Consider the following 1,473-nt stretch of genomic DNA (forward strand, 5'->3'; position numbering starts at 1 on the left):
CTCCGGAGGATGCGATTAAGCGGCGCCGTGGCAAGCCCAAGACCACTGTCGTCACCACGATGAAAAACGAAGGGCCGTTCATTCTGGAATGGCTGGCCTACCACCGCGCAATCGGGGTGGATGATTTTATCGTCTACACCAACGACTGCACCGATGGCACCGACACAATGCTGCAGCTGCTGCAGGATAAGGGCATCGTCCAGCACCGCGAAAACCCGTTCCGCAACACAGATCTGAAGCCGCAGCACGCGGCCTTGCAGGCGGCGGAGGAAGAGCCGGTAATCCGGGAGGCCGACTGGCTGGTCTGCATGGATGTGGATGAGTTCATCAACATCAAATGCGGCGATGGCCGGCTGCCGGACCTGTTTGAGGCCGTGGGCGATGCCAATATGATCGCAATGACCTGGCGGCTGTTCGGCAACAATGACGTGCGCGATTTCACCGGCGATTTGATCCTGCGCGAATTCACCCGCTGCGCTTTTGAAGTCACTCGCAAGCCGCATCAGGCCTGGGGCTTCAAGACCCTGTTCCGCAACACAGGTATCTTCAAAAAGCTGGGGGTTCACCGCCCCAAGGGGCTGAAGCCGCAGCTGTGGGAGGATATCCGCTGGGTCAACGGCTCCGGCCAGGACATGCCGCGGGAGATGTTCCGCAACGGCTGGCGCTCCTCGATGAGCACCTATGGCTATGACCTGGTGCAGCTCAATCATTACGCCGTGCGCAGCGCCGAAAGCTTTCTGGTCAAGCGTGACCGCGGCCGGGTGAACCATGTGGACCGCGATCAAGGGCTGTCCTACTGGTTCCGGATGAACAACAACGCTGAGGAGGAACGCTCAATCCAGCGCATGATCCCGGCTCTGGAGGCAGAGATGGCGCGGCTGCTGGCAGATCCTGATATCGCAGCTGCGCATGAATACGCCAGCCGCAAGCACCGCGAGAAAATCGAAGAACTAAAAACCCGGGATGACATGTTGGCGCTGTTCCAGGAGCTGACGGGCGATAAACTGTGCAAACTATCGCGGATGCACGCGCATTTCGGCGCCAATGTGTTCCTTAGCGGCCCCGGCGTGATCCCGGACGGAATCGCCGAACACGTGCCCGGCAGCGATTTTTGGTTCACAGTGGAGCGCGGCGAGACCAACCATTGAACCCCGCCGCCCTGTACGTTGACAGGGCGTGAGGGTGCAGGTTAAAATCCGTTAACAAAAAGCGCTGTTAAACAGCTGCATTAATTGGTTCTTTGAGGGGCAGTCATCATGGCACTTCCGGCCATTGCGTCACTTTGGGTGGGCCCAGAACTCAGCTGGCTGGAGCAGCTTTGCCTTCAATCTTTTGTGGATCATGGCCACGAAGTGGTGCTGTTCACTTACGACGAGGTCAAAGGCGTGCCCGACGGGGTGCAGGTGGCGGACGCCAATGAGATCCTGCCCGCTGACCGCATCATCCGCCACGCCCGCACCGGCAGCCCGGCGT

1 protein-coding gene and 1 pseudogene are annotated in these 1,473 nt (G+C 59.5%); both read left to right on the forward strand.

The genetic code is table 11. The features are described 5' to 3' along the window. Positions 1 to 1,148 (forward strand): glycosyltransferase family 2 protein (locus A2I95_RS37345; RefSeq protein WP_291737505.1); only part of this gene is annotated, 1,148 nt, incomplete at its 5' end. 108 nt (positions 1,149 to 1,256) lie between these two features. Beyond that, positions 1,257 to 1,473: pseudogene (locus A2I95_RS37350) on the forward strand (class I SAM-dependent methyltransferase); the annotation flags it as partial.

The sequence above is a fragment of the Leisingera sp. F5 genome, from assembly GCF_001593695.1.